The sequence below is a fragment of the Rhizobium rhododendri genome (assembly GCF_007000325.2).
Lineage (GTDB): Bacteria > Pseudomonadota > Alphaproteobacteria > Rhizobiales > Rhizobiaceae > Rhizobium > Rhizobium rhododendri.
The window spans coordinates 2,429,452-2,445,547 of record NZ_CP117267.1 but is presented as its reverse complement, the minus strand read 5'-3'; the positions used below and the strand labels follow the sequence as shown (position 1 = coordinate 2,445,547).

Genomic DNA, 16,096 nt, shown 5'->3' with positions numbered 1-16,096 from the left:
TTTTCCAAGGCAGCGGGCTCGTTTTTATCGGAGGCTATCGATCAGATGCCGCCCTGTCCGTCCGAGCCGATGTAGGCCAGACGCAGCATGTTGGTGGCGCCCGGTGTTCCGAGCGGAACGCCGGCCGAGATGATCACGCGGTCGCCGGGCTTGCCGAAATCTTCCGCAACGACGATGCGGCAGGCGCGGTTGACCATGTCGTCGAGGTCGGTCGCATCGTGGGTGACGACGCAGTGCAGGCCCCAGACGACGGAGAGGCGGCGGGCTGTCTGTACGCTCGGCGAAAGCGCCAGGATCGGCACGTTCGGACGCTCGCGCGAGGTACGCAGGCCGGTGCCGCCGGACGATGTGTAGCAGACGATAGCTGTCAGCTTCAGCGTTTCGGCAATCTGGCGGGCGGCCAGCGAAATAGCGTCGGCGCCGGTTGCTTCAGGCTGCGGGCGCTGGGCGTAGATGATGCCCGGATAATGCGGCTCGCGCTCGATGGTGCGGGCAATCGACGCCATGGTGGCGACGGCTTCGATCGGATAATCGCCGGAGGCAGATTCTGCCGACAGCATGACAGCATCGGCGCCTTCGAAGACGGCGGTAGCAACGTCCGAGACTTCGGCGCGGGTCGGTACCGGAGCCGAAATCATCGATTCCAGCATCTGCGTGGCGACGACGACCGGCTTGCCGGCCTTGCGGCAGGCGCGGATGAGCTGCTTCTGGATGCCGGGAACGGCTTCGAGCGGCATTTCAACGCCAAGGTCGCCACGGGCAACCATCAGGGCGTCGGAGAGTTCGATGATCTCGTCGATCCGCTCCATGGCCTGCGGCTTTTCGATCTTCGACATCAGGCCAACGCGGCCCTGGGCGATCTCGCGGACTTCCGTGAGGTCTTCCGGGCGCTGGATGAACGACAGGGCAACCCAGTCGACATCGTTGACTGCGAGAACGGCGTCGAGGTCGGCGCGGTCCTTGTCGGTGAGCACGCCTGCGGTCAGCAGGGTGTCGGGAAGGCTGACGCCCTTGCGGTCGGAAATCGTGGTTCCGGAAATGACCTTGGTGACAATCGTCTTGCCGTCGCATGTTTCCGCGCGCAGGTGCAACTTGCCATCGTCGATCAGCAGGCGGTCGCCGGCCTTCACCGATTCCAGAATTTCCGGATGCGGCAGGAAGACGCGCTTGTTGTCGCCGGGCGTATCGTTGCCGTCGAGCGTGAAGGTCTGGCCGGGGACGAGCGTGACCTTGGTGTCGGCGAACTTGCCGACGCGCAGCTTTGGTCCCTGCAAGTCGGCGAGAATGCCGATCGGCCGGCCGCAGCGGGCTTCGACAGCGCGGATTCGAGACACCAGCGTGCGCATCATCTCATGGCTGGAATGGCTCATGTTGATGCGGAACAGATCGGCGCCTGCTTCATGAAGCTTCTGGATCATCGCTTCGTCAGAAGAAGCGGGACCGAGTGTGGCGAGGATTTTGACGTTTCTATTGCGTTTCATCAATTCTGGCTTTCTTGGCTTCCCGGGGTGTCGGACAACTGAACCATCCAGCTCGCCTGCCTCCCCGTGTCGTATTCCTTGAATCCCATTTTCTGGTGACCGCGTGCGTAGCAGTCCTTGACGCCCTCGATCTTGAACTCGTTTTCAGCCACGCACATTTCCACGTCGCCAGTCCAGCGGCCACCACGGGCAGCGTCCTCAGCGTAGAGATAATAATAACGTGACTGCAACGGACCTTCGATCAGAGTGGCACATGTGGTGGCTGGGACCTGCCACCATCCTTCCGTCACCCAACCCTGCTTTGCACGGTAGCCGATGGCTACGCCGACCAGGTTTTGCGTGCCGTTGCACACGCGGAAATCCGCAAGGGCAACATTCGGCAGGATAAACGGCGAGGCTGCGGCCAGGGCAAAAAGGGCGAGCTTGACGAGCGGATTTGACCGCTTAACGAAACTGGGCGCGACTTGGCTGGACACTGCTTCCAATGGGCTCCATGATTATTCGTTCTCCCGTCTTCTTGCGCTGCCATCCCCGGAATGTCAACGCAATGCTAATCGATTATATTCGTTCACGCCATTGTCATCGGCAACCCCAAACCCGCCACGATATCATGCAAACCTTGCACCTCGACGTCCTGCATGCGATCAAGCAGCGGACCGAAATGAGGCTGGCAGCACCCGCGCATGCATGACTTCGACGCTTTCGAAATCCTAGACGGCAATCGTGACAGGGGCATGGTGATCCTCGGCGATCACGCCATGAACCGGCTGCCGCCACATTACAATCAGCTCGGTTTGCCAGCCGCTGCTTTCGAGCGGCATATCGCCTATGACATAGGCGTCGAGGATCTGTGCCGGAGGCTGTCGCACATGCTGGGCGTGCCCGCCGTGCTCAGTGGTTTTTCGCGCCTGCTGATCGATCCCAATCGCGGTGAAGACGATCCGACGCTGATCATGAAAATCTCCGATGGCGCGATCATTCCCGGCAATCACCCGATTTCGGACGCCGAATGGATGAACCGCATTGCCACCTATCACCGTCCCTATCACGATGCCGTGGCGGAGGTGATCGCCAGTGTAGCGGCTGAAAGCGGGAAGGCGCCGCTGGTGTTGTCGCTGCATTCCTATACGCCCGCCTGGAAGGGTGTGCCGCGGCCTTGGCATGCGGCGGTCCTCTGGGACACCGACGATCGCGCCGTCCTGCCGCTGCTCTCCATGCTGCGGGCCGAAGGCCTGGTTGTCGGCGACAACGAACCCTATGACGGTGCGCTGCGCGGCGATACGCTCTATCGGCATTGCATGGTGACCGGCATTCCGCACACGCTTCTGGAAGTGCGCCAGGACCTGATTGGCGATGCCGAAGGCATTGCGGCCTGGGCCGACCGGCTGGCACCGATCTTCGCGGCCATGAATGCCGATCCTGCGTTGCACGAGTACAAGGTGTTTCCGTCACGCACCGGCCCCTATCCAACGGCTTAAGGAGACAACAATGACCGAACTCAGCAAGGAACAGCAGACCGAGTTCGAAGCTGCCGCCTTTCGAAGGCTGGTCGCTCATCTCGCCGAGCGCAGCGACGTGCAGAACATCGACCTGATGAACCTTGCCGGTTTCTGCCGCAACTGTCTGTCGCGCTGGTATGGCGAGGCGGCCAATGAGCACGGCGTGCCGCTCAGCAAGGAGCAGTCGCGCGAGATCATCTACGGCATGCCCTACGAAGAGTGGCAGAGCCTCCACCAAATCGAGGCGACGCCTGTGCAAAAGGCTGCGTTTGAAACCAGCAAGCCAAAAGAATAGGTCAACCTTTAGCAAATCGGCTTGACCTCCAGCGCCGTTCGCGGCACGTCATCCCGCGATCAAACCACCCGTCCGTCCCACAAGCGGCGCCTGCCGTCGACACGGCTGTCAGCCAGCTGCTTGCGTTTAACGGCCCGCATCATCTGTCTAGCGAGGAAAGAAATCCATGAGTGAAGTAATGGGCGCAGAGCCGGTCGCGGCCGCCGAACTGAAGCAGTTCATCGAACGCATCGAGCGTCTGGAAGAAGAAAAAGCAGCGATCAGCGGCGATATCAAGGATGTCATGGGCGAAGCCAAGGGCCGCGGTTACGACACCAAGGCCATCCGCACCATCATTCGTCTGCGCAAGAAAGACGCCAACGAGCGCATGGAAGAAGAAACCATCCTGCAGACCTACATGGCCGCACTGGGCATGGAATAGCCCGGTCGGGGCTTTCTCCAGAAAGCACTTTAGCGTTCAAACAGAAAACCCGCCGGAGCGATCCGGCGGGTTTTCTTTATGGGATTTTTTGATGGTCTCTACTGCAGCGTATCGAACTTCTTGACCGGCAGGAAGTTGACGGCGGAGCCGTTGAAGCGCTCAGGATCGATGGCGGCGGTCTGCTGCTTGAAGCCTTCGGTGTAGACGGTGGTTGGCTGGGCGCGCAGCTGCTGGCTGACGAAACGCGGAGCCTTTACCGGGCGGCTCGCGGTTTCGAGGCGGGCGTTGCTGAGAGCCCAATGCTCGACCATCTTCTCGGTCAGCTTCGGTTCAGTGCGAAGGGTGGCGCGGCCTGCTGTTGCGACAACTGCGTCCTTCTTGCTGGGGCGTCCGCCTTTTGTCGGGATACCTGCGGCGATATTGCTGTCATCGGCGGTCGGCGCATCGAAGGCATCGTAGAAGCGGACATTATTGGCCGACGGGGCGATCTTCATCTGTGGAGCCAGTGCCGCCATCTGCATCGGTACCGACGTCGTCGGGCGCTGCTGGGCCGGCCGCTGTGTCGGAACCACCTGCGGTGTCACCGAGGCGATTGCCTGGGCTGCCGGCGGCATCGGCGTTGCGGCAAGCGCATTCAGCACTTCCTCGTCCTTGCGATGCTGCTCGAGCGCGGCAACGACCGAAGGCGAAAGCGCATTTTCATCCGCATTGTCTTCCTCGGCATCGGTATCCGATTGCGCCGAAGCCAGAAGGTTTTCAGCCACGGCAGGACGCTCCACCGGAACCGGGACGGACGACAGTTGCGAACCGGCCTCGGAATTAAGCGGATCGGCCGACGCCGTCTGCGTTTCGGCATCGCCGGGTGCGCGTCTCTGGCCAAGCAGCGATGGCACGGGCACGCTGAACGAACTCAGGTCCGTATACTGCGGCAGGGAGGAGGAGCCGTTTGCCGGCAGGGCTGCGGAGAGCGCATCCTGGGCGGCGCTATGGTTTGGCGAGACCAGCGCAGAAGCGACATCGCTGCCACCGGCCAGGTTACCGAACGAAGGCCGGACGGCCGGGATCGGCGCATTGAGGCTCGCCACGGCGGTCCGAGGTGCTTCTTCGTCATCCGTTGGCTGGACGACTGCCGGTGCCTGCTGGCGCGGCGTGGACGTTGTCGTCGCCACTGCCTTGGTCGGCGTGGATTCGGCATCGGAATTGTCTTCGGCCTCGTCAGCCCCGCCGCCGCCAAACAGCGTCGCGAAGAAGCCGCGATGCTTGGTGGGCGAAACGCTGGCAACCTGGATATCGTCTGAAGACATGCGGCGCTTGTAGTCGGCGACTGCCTGGTCGTAGCCCGGAAGCGGCTTGCCGTCGGCCGGGATGTGCATCGTCTTGCCGTTCGGGAACAGGCGGACAAGGTCCTGGCGGTCCATGCGCGGCCAGGCGCGAACGCCGCCGACGTCCATGTGAACGAAAGGCGAGCCCGATGTCGGATAGTAGCCGACGCCGCCGGTCTGCAATTTCATGCCGAGTTCGCGCAGCTTGGCGAGCTTAACGTCGGGAATGTAGAAATCCATCGCGTTGCCGAGCATGTGCTGGCTCTTCTTCGCGACGCCGGTGTGGGCATTGCGGGTGCGCAGCATCTCGTTTGTATCGGGCGAGCGGAAGCCGCAGACTACGTTGATGAATTCATGCGAACCGCTCTCGCGATAAACTTCCCAGATCAGGTCGAAAAGCCGGGGGTTCATCTTTGTCGGCTGGTTCTTGCGCCAGTCGCGCAGGATGCGGTTGAGCTGTTCAAGACCACGCGGGTCAAACTTGCCATTGCGCTTGTAGGTGATGACTGCCTTTTCGCCCGTATGGACGTAATAGATCTTAAGGCTGCGCGTTTCGCCTTCCGCCTGTGAAGGTGAACCCACGAAGACCGGCGTCGAAACTGCGATGGCGACCGCACCAATGGCAAGCGCCTTGGCCGTCTTCACGCAAATATCCGAACATACGGTGCGCCAGTTCAAGCCATTACGCTTGGAATTCCCATTCAGTTTCTGCAAGTCGATCCCCGTCCGACAGCAAATGCCGCATAACGTTCCAAATGTCTGTCAATTGCGGTCACACGATGGCAAAAATGCCACACATGTTCAACCACTTCTTACATAGTGAACGATCCACTAACAAGAGCTTTACGACCAGTAACGGAATATGCTTGCCCGAACGTTAAGAAAGCGATCAGGCAGCGTTTTTCTGCGGGTCGTCCGGATCTATACCGTAATCCTTCAATTTGCGGTAGAGGGTAGAGCGGCCAATGCCTAGTTTTCGGGCTACCTGGCTCATCTGGCCGCGGTAAAATTTCAGTGCAAAACGAATCAATTCCTCCTCTACGTCGGCCAGTTTCCGCACTTCGCCGGACGGGCCGGTGCTGGCGATCTGATTGTCGGGAACTGAAACGTCGGCTGTTTCAGCCGGTTGGGGCGCCGGTGATTCGTTTGTGACGCTCTCGACGTGGTCCGATTCGCGCCCGCCCACGAGCGAAAGACCGCCTTCGCCCATGGCACGCCTGGAGATGCCGCCGGCAGCCATCTGTTCCGAGGTTAGGTAGCCGGGCAGTTGAGCGGCGATCTGCGGAAAATCCGCTTCGACCAGATCGGAGCCCTGCGCCAGGACGACGGCGCGGAAGATGGCGTTTTCGAGCTGGCGGATATTGCCGGGCCAGTCGTAGGCAGTCAGCAGCGCCATGGCGCCGGCGCTGATACCGAGCGTGTGACCGATCTTCTGCTCGGCGGAAAAGCGCTCGACGAAGACGCGCACCAGATGCGGGATATCTTCCTTGCGCCGGCGCAGCGCCGGCATTGTGATCGGGAAGACGTTGAGGCGATAATAGAGATCCTCGCGGAAACGCCCTGCCTTCACTTCCTCGATAAGGTCCTTGTTGGTGGCGGAGATCAGCCTGACATTGACTTTTTGCGTCGTGCGGGCGCCGATCGTTTCGATTTCGCCCTGCTGTACGGCGCGCAGCAGCTTCACTTGCACCTCGATCGGCAGGTCGCCGACTTCGTCGAGGAACAGCGTGCCGCCATCGGCTTCCATGAACTTGCCGACATGGCGCTCTGTGGCGCCGGTGAACGCACCCTTTTCGTGGCCGAAGAGGATGCTTTCGACGAGGTTGTGGGGTATGGCGCCACAGTTGACGGTGATGAAAGGCTTGTTGGCGCGGTCGCTGGCCGACTGGATGGCGCGTGCCACCAATTCCTTGCCGACGCCGGATTCGCCCTCGAGCACCACGGGGATGTTCGAAAGCGCCGCCCGCTGGGCGAGGTCGGTGATGCGGATCATCGCCGGACTGGCGGAGATGATGTCGTCGAAGCTGATACTGCCGGAGCGCGTCTTGCGGCCGGCCCGCGCTTTGGCTTCGCGCTGGTCGAGCTTCAGGGCGCCGTGAATGGCGCTTGCGATGCGTTCGGGCGAAACCGGCTTGACGACGAAATCGAAAGCGCCGGCGCGCATCGCCTGCACCACGGTTTCAATGCCGCCCTGGCCCGTCTGGACTATGACCGGTATGTCGGTGCCCATCTCGTGAAGGGCTGCCAGAAATTCCAGCCCGCCCATCTCCGGCATCATCAGATCGAGCACGATGACATTGACGCGGCCACTGTTCTCTTTGAGGACCTGTAGCCCGAGCCGACCGTTCTCGGCCAGCAGCGTGGCATAGCCATGCCGCTCGACAGCATTCTTCAGAAGCCGGCGCTGGACCGGATCATCCTCAACGATGAGAATTTGCGCGCCGACCTTGGCGTCATTATGTATGGTCATTGGTGCCTCACCTCATGCGAAACTTGAGGTGATTTTGGCAGACAGGATTGAACATCCAGTTCTGAGAAATAACGGCATTTTAATCAATGCACGATCAGCACAACTTTGGTCCGAGGCAGTGATTTCGCCGAGAAAATCGGCTTGCCGCCATCGTTAGGGCCAATTAGACACGACAGGTGACCGTGCCAGACCAGGAAAGCAGAGGATAACTGCCCATGAGCCGCCATTCGCTCCACGCCTTTCTTAACCTTTCGGCCGACATTTCCGTCAAAGCACCTGCGGATGCAGCACTTGGCGATCTGCCCGTCTGGAAGCTTGCGGATCTCTATCCCTCGGCAACGTCTTCGGCGTTTCTCGCCGACATGGAAAAGGCTGCCACCGCGTCGGTTGCGTTCGCGGAAAAGTGGAAGGGGAAGCTCGGCACTGCGGCGATGAGCACGGGCGATGCAGGTATCGGTGCGGCGCTGCGCGAATACGAGGCGCTCGACGACCTCATGGGCCGGATCGCCTCCTTCGCCGGCCTGACTTATTTTTCCGACACCAGCAATCCGGCCAACGGCAAGCTCTACGGCGATGTGCAGGCGAAGATCACCGAAGCCAGTTCGCACCTGCTGTTCTTCGCGCTGGAGCTCAACCGGCTCGACGACGTGCTGATCGATGCCTGTATGCAGAACGATCCTGAAGCCGGCCACTATCGCCCGTGGCTGGTCGATCTGCGCCAGGACAAGCCGTACCAGCTCGAGGACAAGATCGAGCAACTGTTCCTCGAAAAGTCGATGACGTCGGCAGCCGCCTTGAATCGTCTGTTCGACGAGACCATGGCCGAGCTGCGCTTCGAGATCGACGGCGAGATGTTGCCGCTGGAGATGACGCTCAACCTGCTGCAGGATCCCGACACGGCAGTCCGCAAGAAAGCCGCCATGGCGCTGGCCGCCACCTTCAAGGCTAATCTGCGGGTCTTCACACTGATTACAAACACGCTCGCCAAGGACAAGGACATTTCCGACCGCTGGCGTGGTTTCAAGGACATCGCCGACAGCCGGCATCTTGCCAACCGGGTCGAGCGCGAGGTCGTCGATGCGCTGGCCGCTGCGGTTCGTGATGCCTATCCGCGCCTGTCGCACCGCTATTACAAGATGAAGGCCAAGTGGCTCGGCATGGAGCAGATGGATTTCTGGGACCGCAACGCGCCGTTGCCGGAGACCTCGAATGTCCTGATTCCCTGGGGCGACGCCAAGGAGACGGTGCTGTCGGCCTACAATGACTTTGCACCTGAGATGGCCGCAATCGCCCGCCGCTTCTTCGACGAGCAGTGGATCGATGCGCCGGTGCGGCCCGGCAAGGCGCCGGGCGCGTTTGCCCATCCGACAGTGCCTTCCGCCCATCCTTATGTGCTGGTCAACTACCTCGGCAAGCCGCGCGACGTGATGACCCTTGCCCATGAGCTCGGCCACGGCGTGCATCAGGTGCTGGCCGGCGGGCAGGGCGCATTGATGTGCCAGACGCCGCTGACGCTGGCCGAAACCGCCTCGGTCTTCGGCGAGATGCTGACCTTCCGGGCTCTTCTGGAAAAGACCACTGACAAGCGCGAGCGCAAGGCGATGCTCGCCCAGAAGGTCGAGGACATGATCAACACGGTCGTGCGCCAGATCGCTTTCTACGAATTCGAACGTAAGCTGCACACTGCGCGCAAGGCCGGCGAGCTGACGTCGGAGGATATCGGGGCGCTCTGGCTGTCCGTGCAGGAGGAAAGCCTCGGGCCGGCGATCCGCATCTCCGAGGGCTACGAGACCTACTGGACGTATATCCCGCACTTCATCCATTCGCCCTTCTACGTCTATGCCTATGCCTTCGGCGATTGCCTGGTCAATTCGCTCTATGCCGTCTACCAGAAGGCAGAACCGGGGTTCCAGGACAAGTATTTCGAGCTTCTGAAGGCTGGCGGCACCAAACATCATTCCGAACTGCTGAAGCCGTTCGGCCTCGATGCCACCGATCCGTCGTTCTGGGCGAGGGGGCTTTCGATGATCGAGGGGCTTATCGACGAACTCGAGGCACTGGACGAGTCATAAAACAACGAAGCGTAAACGCAGGACAAACCACGCCGCACACATGGCCAGCACCGCATCAGTCCTTTTCCGAGACGATACCACCGGCCAGGTGATGCTGTTTGCCGAACCCCTGGATGTGATCGTCGCGCATACGGGCGCCGAGGTGCTGGCCGGTCTGGCGCGGATGCAGCGGGAGAAGGCGGCCGGTCGTTGGCTGGCCGGCTACATGGCCTATGAGGCGGGCTTCGTCTTCGAGGATAGGCTCGCGCCGCTGATCGCCGAGGGACGCCGGACGCCGCTGATGGTTTTCGGGATCTTCGACGGACCGGCAGCTGCGGACCATCCGCTCTCGCAGCCGCAGCGTCGCCTTGAAAACGAAGCCTTTCTGACGGATCCGAAGGCCGCATGGGATTTTGCCGCCTATCGGAAGAGCTTCGACCAGCTTCACCGCCACATCCGGAACGGTGACTGCTACCAAGGTAACCTGACGATGCCGATCGAGGCGCGCTGGAATGGCGATCCACGCGCCGCCTTCTGGTCGCTGATCGAACGACAGCCGGTCAAGTATGGAGCACTTGTCGATCTCGCCGGCCCGGTCATCCTGTCGCGCTCGCCGGAACTGTTTTTCCGTGTCGACGCCGACGGCTGGATCGAAACCCGTCCAATGAAGGGGACGGCGCCGCGCGGACTGACGCCGGACGAAGACTCCGCCATCGTCGAGGCGATGCGCCAGGACGGCAAGACCCAGGCTGAAAACCGGATGATCGTCGATCTCCTGCGCAACGACATTTCGCTGATCGCAGAGACAGGCAGCGTCGAGGTGCCGAGGCTTTTCGATATCGAGAGCTATCCGACCGTCCATCAGATGGTCAGTTCCGTCCAGGCAAAGCTCCTTCCTGACCTGTCGATCCGGGATATCTTTGCCGCGCTTTTTCCGTGCGGCTCGGTCACCGGCGCGCCAAAAATGTGGGCGATGGAAATCCTCCATGGGCTGGAGGTCGGGCCGCGCAACGCCTATTGCGGTGCTATCGGCATGATTGCACCTGATGGTGCCATGCGCTTTTCCGTAGCCATCCGGACGATCACGCTGTTCGACGATTTCAGGGGCGTCTTCAACGTCGGCGGCGGTATCGTCTTCGATTCGACTGCCGAGGCGGAGTACGCGGAATGCCTGCTGAAGGCGCGGTTTGCCGTGGGGGACGCGTGGATCGCCCGGTAGATGATTTCTCGCTGATCGAAACCCTGCGCTACGAGCCGGGCCTCGGCTTCGTCAGGTTGAAGCTGCATCTGGCGCGGCTGCAGCGTTCTGCCCGACGCCTTGGTTTTGCGGCACCGGGGCAGGTGGAAGCGGCGCTTGACGCGGCCGTTTGCGACGCATCCGGCCCGCAGCGTGTCCGCCTGACGATGAATCGTACCGGCAGTGTTGCGGTTACCACGGCCGGTTTTGTGCCTTTGGCTGCCGATGTGACGTGGCGGATCCGCATCGCCGCCACACGTCTCGATTCCGGCAACAAGCTGCTTCGTGCGAAAACTACGCGACGCGGGGTCTATGACCGCGCCCGTGCCGAATTCAGCCCTGACGAGGCCGATGAAGTTCTGTTGCTCAACGAGAAGGGCGACGTTTGCGAAGGCACCATTACCTCGATTTTCGTCGACGACGGCTCCGGCATGCTGCTGACGCCGCCGATTGCCTGCGGCCTGCTGGCCGGCGTGTTGCGCAGCGAATTGATCTGCACGCGCAAAGCCCGGACCTCTCGGCTCACCCTCGCCGATGTCGACAGAGGCAAACTCTTCGTTGGCAATTCTTTGCGCGGGCTTATCCCTGCTGTGCTGGTGTCGGACTAGCTAGGCGACGCTTTTCAGCTGGTCGCGGCCGGCCCGCTTGGCGACGTAAAGTGCCGCATCTGCCTTTGAATAGATTTCGCGTGTCGTTTCACCCGCACGAAGTTGCACAAGGCCCGCCGAGCAGGTGTAGGAAAAGGACGGGTCGGAGACGATCGGTCGGGCCTGCCGCACGGTTTGCAAGACACGACCGATAATCGCCTCGCCTTCGGCAAGATCGGTATCGGGCATCAACAGCATGAATTCCTCGCCGCCGATGCGGCCAAAACTATCGTGCCTTCGCACCAGCACGTGGACGCGGCGTGCGAAATCGATGAGGACGTCGTCGCCGGTCTGGTGGCCGAAACGGTCGTTGATGCATTTGAAGAAATCGAGATCGATGATGCAGGCGCAACTCATCATCGGCCGGGCGCCTGCCTGGCGGCGGACAAGTTCGTCCAGGGCCGCCATCATGAAGCGCCGGTTGGAAATGCTCGTCAGTTCGTCCGTCTGCGACGCACGCAGGGCGAAATCACGGTCCTGGCGCAGGTTGCGCTCGCTCGTTCTGATGTGGGTGATGTCGGTGGCGACGCAGAGCATCCAGCCGTTTTCCTCGACAGTCTCGTTCATCCACAGCCAGCGACCGTCGACGAGATCCGTTTCGAAGCTGCGGAACGGGATCTTGCCGCGGCGCGACTGTGCTGAGACCAGCCATGATTCGAAATCGGGAGAGCGGATCACTGTGCCGAGGCCGGCCAACGTATTGCGGCGCATCAACTCCGACCAGAGCGGCGTTTCCTCCGCAGTGAGCGCGAATGCCGACCGAAAGGCATCGTTGGCAAAGCGTAGCCGATCGGCTTCGTCAGACGGCAATCAGTGCCGCGCTCGTCGACAGAAGCGCAGCAAACCGTTCAGACATGAGGTCCATTCCGGTCTTCCTGTTTCCAATAGGACGCTGATATCATGTTGACGTCTAAAAAGAATGTGAACGGCCGGGGTTCTTAACCTATTCGATCTGTGTCACATCGCGGCACGCAATCCCGGGGGTCGCCCATGTTCATTCTCTCGCTTACCTATCTGAAAAGCAACGAAGATGCCGATCTGTTCATGGAGCCACATATAGAGTGGGTAGCGGAAGGCTACAGTCGGGGCTGGTTTCTCGCGTCCGGCCGTAAGGTACCGCGCACCGGCGGCGTGATTTTTGCAAAGGGTGAGCGCGCCGATCTGGAAGCCTATGTCGCCGCCGACCCGTTCACGCTGCATGGCATCGCCAGCTACGAGATCACCGAGGTGGCGTTGACGAGGATGGTGGAGGGGCTGGAGTTGTTGAGGGGATAAAGATCAGCCTCTCACATCGGTGCGAGGTGCCAATTGCCGTCCGTCGAAGATCTCCAGGATCTGCAGGTCCGGTCCAACTACCCGATAGATGATGGAATACGGCGACTGGTGCACAATCAACCTCCGAACATGTGCGACATGTGTGCTAAGTCCGAGGCGTGGCTTATCTCTGAGGAGATTGGCCGCGTGCAGGATTTTAGCCGCTACTTTATTTGCCGCCTGAGGATTGTGGTCGGCTATGAATGCGCGAATGGCCACCAGATCGGCAACAGCGGCCTCAGCCCAAATGATGTTCACTGCGCCGTCTTACGGCCGAGCGGGTTCGGTGCAGGAAGTTCTCCCGGTGTCCCCCAGGAGCCAAGCCAAGACATTATTGCCTCGTGGGACACGAAGCCTCCACGATCTGCACGGCGAACGGCCTCGTCTACGGCAGCGATCTGCCATTCCTGTTGAGCCAGATAAAGCTCGAGGGCCTCAGCGGTGATGGATGTTGCGGAGCGATCTATTGCCTTGGAAAGGCGATCCAGCCGCTGCTTCGTGTCATCGGACAGATCCACGAAAAGCTTATTGTCAGCCATGTTACGCTTTCCACACCTTCGATGTCCTAAGTCTAACAAAGCTTGGATCATCCGGCAACAAGGCGGGGCTTTTCTGGGTCTCCCGCCTTCAGTGCGAAACGCTACGGTCGAAAATGTCGGCGGAATTGCCCTGCAGATAGTCGTCCATGGCTCGCTTATGCATTTGTCGTACAAAGGTGGATGGGCTGGATTTGTTGAGGGGGATAAAACCATGGATGGATTGCTCGAACATCTTCGCCAGCTTGAGGAAAGGCTGTTCGATCCGGCTGTGCGTTCGTCGAGAGCGGCGCTTGTGGGTCATCTGTCGCCGGAATTCCGGGAGATTGGCAGTTCCGGCCGCATGTTCGGCTTTGCGGACATCATTTCGGCCTTGCTGACGGAAGAGCCGGTCATGTCACGTGCCTTGCACAATCCGAGGCTAGTCATGCTGTCGGAGCATATTGCACTGGTGACTTACGGATCGACCAGAAAGACCATAGAGGGGGATGCGGTCCACTCCCTGCGCAGTTCGATCTGGCGGCAGGAAGAAGACGGGCGCTGGCTTATGGTTTTCCACCAGGGGACTTTGACGGATAGGCTATAGTTACGCTCGGCGAGGTGGTCATCCACCCTTTATTGTGACAGGATTTTGTGATTAGAGCCCTTTACCCATCGTCAAGCGTTTGCTGATGAATCGACAGACACCAAAGAGCCTCTGCTCTTTGAAGGAGAAAAGTATGAAGCAGGAAAACTACCCGGTATATGCCGAAATAACCGGCCCGATCGTGATGATCGGCTTTGGCTCCATCGGCCGCGGCACGCTGCCCCTGATCGAGCGCCATTTCAAATTCGACAAGAGCCGGATGGTTGTCATCGACCCGCGTGAAAACGAAGGCGACATGGCTATTCTTGCCGAGCATGGCATCCGCCATATCAAGGAATATGTCACCAAGGATAACTATAAGGAGCTGCTAAAGCCGCTTCTGACCGAAGGCGAAGGCCAGGGCTTCTGCGTCAATCTTTCTGTCGACACCGGCTCGCTCGACCTGATGAAGCTTTGCCGTAAGCTCGACGTTCTCTACATCGATACCGTCATCGAGCCATGGCTCGGTTTCTATTTCGACAAGACCATGAAGAACGCCGACCGCACCAACTATGCGCTGCGCGAAACCGTTCGCCACGAAAAGAAGAAGAACCCGGGCGGTACGACGGCCGTTTCCACCTGCGGCGCGAACCCGGGCATGGTCTCATGGTTCGTCAAGCAGGGCCTCGTCAATCTTGCCCGCGATCTCGACATCAAATTCGACGAGCCGGACCAGCATGATCGCGAAGGCTGGGCCAAGCTGATGAAGAAGGTCGGCGTCAAGGGCATCCACATTGCCGAGCGCGACACGCAGTTGACCAAGACCCCGAAGCCGCTCAACGTGTTCTGGAACACATGGTCGGTCGAAGGCTTTATTTCGGAAGGCCTGCAGCCTGCCGAACTCGGCTGGGGCACCCATGAAGAATGGATGCCGAAGAATGCCAAGAAGCACAAGAAGGGTTGCCAGGCGGCAATCTACCTCGAGCAGCCCGGCGCCAACACCCGCGTGCGCACCTGGTGCCCGACGCCCGGCGCGCAGTACGGCTACCTCGTCACTCACAACGAGTCGATCTCGATCGCCGACTACTTCACGGTGACCGACAAGGACGGCGAAGTCTCCTACCGTCCGACCTGCCACTACGCCTACCATCCTGCCAACGATGCCGTCCTGTCGCTGCATGAAATGTTCGGCAATGGTGGCAACGCCCAGCCGGTCATGCATGTTCTCGACGAGAACGAACTGGTCGAGGGTGTCGACGAACTCGGCGTGCTGCTCTATGGCCACGACAAGAACGCCTACTGGTTCGGCTCGCGCCTGTCGCTCGAAGAAACGCGCCGTATTGCGCCGTACCAGAACGCCACCGGCCTGCAGGTCACCTCGGCCGTTCTCGCCGGCATGGTCTGGGCTCTCGAGAACCCGAAAGCTGGGATCGTCGAGGCCGACGAGATCGATTACAAGCGCTGCCTCGAAGTGCAGATGCCGTATCTCGGTCCTGTCGAAGGCCACTACACGGACTGGACTCCGCTGACAGGTCGTCCCGGCTTGTTCCCGGAAGATATCGACACGAAGGATCCGTGGCAGTTCAAGAACGTGCTCGTTCGTTGATAAGACTGGCTGATTAGAACCTGGAATGCCCGCATCGTTGGTGCGGGCATTTTTGTTACGCCTCAATGATAAATCTGCGGATCGGCGGCCCGAGCCTTGCTTTCACGGGGGTGCCGCTCCATCTTTTCGCAAAGTGTGCGGCGGATGCCGATTCTGAATTTCGGGGAAGAACCATGAAGATCAAAGCAAGCCTTGCCCTCCTTGTCTCGGCCTTGTCGCTCGCCTCCTGTATGGATCAGGGTCCGCGGCAGATGCCTATGCAGGTCGCGACCCGCCAGGCGCCGCAAACGGTGGACGGCACCTGGGCCGATCCGAACGGCATCATCTCGACATTCCAGGGCGGCGGATTCTCCACCCGGACGACCGACAGCAACCAGCTTCTTGCTTCCGGCACATACGTCAACACCGCCCCCGGCCTGGTCGAGATCAACATGACGTCGCTGGTCCGCAAGACACAGTCCAAGGTCAATTGCGCGCTGGTCAACTCGAACCAGCTGAACTGCACGTCCGACAGCGGCGCCCAGTTCTCGCTCGCGCGTCGCGGCTGAGGTTTTCCGGCCAAACATTCAAAAGCTCCCCTCGCGGGAGCTTTTTTCGTTTTGATGGGATTCAGCGTCGTACCGGGAATAAAGGAACGAAAGGCTGGCTAACT

16 protein-coding genes and 1 pseudogene are annotated in these 16,096 nt (G+C 60.4%); 10 read left to right on the top strand and 7 right to left on the bottom strand.

The genetic code is table 11. The features are described 5' to 3' along the window. Positions 1-41: 41 nt before the first annotated feature. Together pyk and PR018_RS11900 are read right to left on the bottom strand one after the other, a co-directional pair. Positions 42-1,481 carry a pyruvate kinase gene (gene pyk, locus PR018_RS11905; RefSeq protein WP_111222341.1) on the bottom strand — a complete coding sequence of 480 codons (1,440 nt, stop codon included), beginning with the start codon at positions 1,479-1,481 and terminating at the stop codon, positions 42-44. After that, complete coding sequence (locus PR018_RS11900) at positions 1,481-1,966, bottom strand: DUF1036 domain-containing protein (RefSeq protein WP_111222342.1); 486 nt, start codon at positions 1,964-1,966, stop codon at positions 1,481-1,483. Before PR018_RS11900 ends, pyk begins: the two co-directional genes overlap by 1 nt. A gap of 198 nt (positions 1,967-2,164) precedes the next feature. Between PR018_RS11900 and PR018_RS11895 the strand changes: the two genes are divergently transcribed. The 3 genes from PR018_RS11895 to PR018_RS11885 all read left to right on the top strand — a co-directional run bounded on the left by PR018_RS11895 (position 2,165) and on the right by PR018_RS11885 (position 3,696). After that, on the top strand, positions 2,165-2,959 hold the full coding sequence (locus PR018_RS11895; RefSeq protein ID WP_142830608.1) for an N-formylglutamate amidohydrolase: 795 nt from the start codon (positions 2,165-2,167) through the stop codon (positions 2,957-2,959). A gap of 10 nt (positions 2,960-2,969) precedes the next feature. After that, positions 2,970-3,275: a DUF1244 domain-containing protein gene (locus tag PR018_RS11890; RefSeq protein WP_142830610.1), complete on the top strand. Its 306-nt coding sequence runs from the start codon at positions 2,970-2,972 to the stop codon at positions 3,273-3,275. Between the two features lie 166 nt (positions 3,276-3,441). Next, on the top strand, positions 3,442-3,696 hold the full coding sequence (locus tag PR018_RS11885; protein WP_111222345.1) for a DUF2312 domain-containing protein: 255 nt from the start codon (positions 3,442-3,444) through the stop codon (positions 3,694-3,696). 98 nt (positions 3,697-3,794) lie between these two features. On the opposite strand, the gene PR018_RS11880 is transcribed toward PR018_RS11885, so the two are convergent. Together PR018_RS11880 and PR018_RS11875 are read right to left on the bottom strand one after the other, a co-directional pair. Then, a complete protein-coding gene (locus PR018_RS11880) occupies positions 3,795-5,732 on the bottom strand; it encodes a peptidoglycan L,D-endopeptidase MepK (RefSeq protein ID WP_142830612.1) in 1,938 nt (645 codons plus the stop codon). A gap of 175 nt (positions 5,733-5,907) precedes the next feature. Further along, positions 5,908-7,488 carry a sigma-54-dependent transcriptional regulator gene (locus PR018_RS11875; protein ID WP_142830614.1) on the bottom strand — a complete coding sequence of 527 codons (1,581 nt, stop codon included), beginning with the start codon at positions 7,486-7,488 and terminating at the stop codon, positions 5,908-5,910. Between the two features lie 215 nt (positions 7,489-7,703). On the opposite strand from PR018_RS11875, the gene PR018_RS11870 reads away from it, so the two are divergent. The 3 genes from PR018_RS11870 to PR018_RS11860 are packed head-to-tail and all read left to right on the top strand — an operon-like array spanning position 7,704 to position 11,384. Next, positions 7,704-9,560: a M3 family oligoendopeptidase gene (locus PR018_RS11870; RefSeq protein ID WP_142830616.1), complete on the top strand. Its 1,857-nt coding sequence runs from the start codon at positions 7,704-7,706 to the stop codon at positions 9,558-9,560. 40 nt (positions 9,561-9,600) lie between these two features. Further along, positions 9,601-10,758: an aminodeoxychorismate synthase component I gene (locus PR018_RS11865; protein WP_142830618.1), complete on the top strand. Its 1,158-nt coding sequence runs from the start codon at positions 9,601-9,603 to the stop codon at positions 10,756-10,758. Further along, complete coding sequence (locus tag PR018_RS11860) at positions 10,707-11,384, top strand: aminotransferase class IV family protein (RefSeq protein ID WP_142830620.1); 678 nt, start codon at positions 10,707-10,709, stop codon at positions 11,382-11,384. Before PR018_RS11865 ends, PR018_RS11860 begins: the two co-directional genes overlap by 52 nt. Here the strand turns inward: PR018_RS11860 and PR018_RS11855 are convergent. Beyond that, a pseudogene (locus PR018_RS11855) lies at positions 11,385-12,288 on the bottom strand (GGDEF domain-containing protein). A gap of 125 nt (positions 12,289-12,413) precedes the next feature. On the opposite strand from PR018_RS11855, the gene PR018_RS11850 reads away from it, so the two are divergent. Next, entirely contained in the window at positions 12,414-12,698 is a 285-nt protein-coding gene (locus PR018_RS11850; RefSeq protein WP_142830622.1) for a YciI family protein, read from the top strand. Positions 12,699-12,701: 3 nt separating this feature from the next. Here PR018_RS11850 and PR018_RS11845 read toward each other — a convergent pair whose 3' ends face one another. Beyond that, positions 12,702-12,995: a type II toxin-antitoxin system RelE/ParE family toxin gene (locus tag PR018_RS11845; RefSeq protein ID WP_142830624.1), complete on the bottom strand. Its 294-nt coding sequence runs from the start codon at positions 12,993-12,995 to the stop codon at positions 12,702-12,704. Next, positions 12,992-13,276, bottom strand: a complete 285-nt coding sequence (locus PR018_RS11840) for a CopG family ribbon-helix-helix protein (RefSeq protein ID WP_142830625.1) — start codon at positions 13,274-13,276, stop codon at positions 12,992-12,994. The genes PR018_RS11845 and PR018_RS11840 overlap by 4 nt, the downstream gene beginning before the upstream one ends. Before the next feature lie 211 nt (positions 13,277-13,487). On the opposite strand from PR018_RS11840, the gene PR018_RS11835 reads away from it, so the two are divergent. From PR018_RS11835 to omp10, 3 genes are all read left to right on the top strand, one after another. Then, positions 13,488-13,859 carry a nuclear transport factor 2 family protein gene (locus tag PR018_RS11835; protein ID WP_142830627.1) on the top strand — a complete coding sequence of 124 codons (372 nt, stop codon included), beginning with the start codon at positions 13,488-13,490 and terminating at the stop codon, positions 13,857-13,859. A 133-nt stretch (positions 13,860-13,992) separates the two neighbouring features. Continuing rightward, entirely contained in the window at positions 13,993-15,444 is a 1,452-nt protein-coding gene (locus PR018_RS11830) for a homospermidine synthase (protein ID WP_142830629.1), read from the top strand. A 173-nt stretch (positions 15,445-15,617) separates the two neighbouring features. Beyond that, on the top strand, positions 15,618-15,992 hold the full coding sequence (omp10, locus tag PR018_RS11825) for an outer membrane lipoprotein Omp10 (RefSeq protein ID WP_142830630.1): 375 nt from the start codon (positions 15,618-15,620) through the stop codon (positions 15,990-15,992). The last annotated feature ends 104 nt before the right edge of the window (positions 15,993-16,096 follow it).